The 1623-nt window shown below is 69.8% G+C and carries 1 protein-coding gene; it reads left to right on the top strand.

Features of this window, described 5'->3' with window-relative positions:
- Nucleotides 1-856, top strand: an 856-nt coding sequence (locus tag D7W81_RS41180) for an SDR family NAD(P)-dependent oxidoreductase (RefSeq protein WP_244227799.1), incomplete at its 5' end; no start/stop codon positions are given.
- Nucleotides 857-1623: the final 767 nt, after the last annotated feature.

Raw genomic sequence — 1623 nt, 5'->3', positions numbered from 1 at the left:
CCCCCCTGTCTCTTCACCCGCCCCCCGGGGCAAGGCCTTCCCCTACGCGGGCCACCGCGCGCTCGTGACGGGCGCGTCGTCTGGCCTGGGGGAGGTGTTCGCCCGCGAGTTGGCGGCGCGCGGCATGGACCTCGTCCTGGTGGCGCGCTCCGAGGACCGGATGCGCACGCTGGCGGAGGAGCTGTCCAAGGCCCACAACATCCAGGCGGAGGTCATCGCGCTGGACCTGGGCCGCGAGGGCGCGGGCCGTGAGTTGCACGCGCGCTGCCAGGAGAAGGGCCTGCGCGTGGACCTGCTGGTCAACAACGCGGGCTTCGGCACGCACGGGGCCTTCGACGCTGCGCCGTTCGCGCGGCAGCACGAACAGGTGATGCTCAACGTCACGTCGCTGGTGGACACCAGTCACCTGTTCCTGCCGGACATGCTCGCGCGCGGCATGGGCGGCATCCTCAACGTGGCCTCCATCGCGGGCTTCCAGCCGGTGCCGTACATGGCCATCTACGCGGCCAGCAAGGCGTTCGTGTTGTCCTTCACGGAGGCGCTGTTTGAGGAGACGCGTGAGCGCGGTGTGCGCGTGCTCGCATTGTGCCCGGGGCCCGTGCGGACAGCGTTCTTCGACGTGGTGGGCACCCAGCAGGCCGCCGTGGGCCCCATGGCGACAGCGGAGGAGGTGGTGCTGCGTGCCCTCAAGGCCTTGGACCAGGGCCGGGCGTCGGTGGTGCCCGGGTGGCGCAACTGGCTGCAGGCCAACCTGACGCGCTTCACGCCACGCTGGCTGGGCCTGCGAGTTGCGGCCGGGATGATGCGTCCGCCCGAGGCGACGGCGGGGACGGGCACCGCGCGGCTCGCACCGTAGTGGCCAGAGGGCCTCGGATGCCGGACGTTGCTTCGTCACTGGAGGTGTGGACAGGTCCAGCGCGGCGGCGATGCGCGCCGTCAATGATCTGGAAGAAGACCGCTCCGCGCGGAGCCCACTCGCCGGAGAAGACGAGGTCAGGACGCGTCGTAGGCGGCTGGAGAACCTCGCCGTCCTGGGATTGGAAGGACTGATGCCACGGAAGGCGACCACGGCCGGGGCAATCCCTGCCCCGTGTCGATGGCGCCCTCCGGCATCGCAAGCTCCCTCGGCGGTCCCCTGGTGCCTGGACGTATATCGACTCGTGGAGATTGTGGTTCAAAGGGCCCGCCACCCAACCGTCGTGTGAGCGCAGCGCCAACCGCTTCGTTTCGGATGGGACGGTCAGCGGCCAGATACTGCATCACGCCCGGCGCCACGGAGCCCGCGCTGAAGCCCGGGTGCGAGACGTCAATCATCTGCTCGATGCACGCCAATGCCCTGCGCCTGCACGAAACTTCCTGGGAACGCGTGCACGGTGTCTTCCACGCCATGCATCCAGTCGGCAGGCCGCGACAAGGTGCTTGAGCGAACGCCAAACCGGGGCCTTGGACAGAGGCCCCCTGCCGGAGGCGACGTCGCCCAACTGGTCCGACTGTCGGACCAGTTCGCGCCCCTTCGGGCCCGGGGGCGCGCTGTCCCAGCAGGGTGGGCGCTCGCATCCATGTCAGACCCATCTGGTTGGATGGGCGAAGCATTGGCGAGGAGGGGGCGGGGATGGTGAGGGT

This window comes from Corallococcus aberystwythensis (genome assembly GCF_003612165.1).
Lineage (GTDB): Bacteria > Myxococcota > Myxococcia > Myxococcales > Myxococcaceae > Corallococcus > Corallococcus aberystwythensis.
The sequence above is the reverse complement of the archived record's forward strand: the minus strand, read 5'-3'. Positions and strand labels throughout refer to the sequence as shown.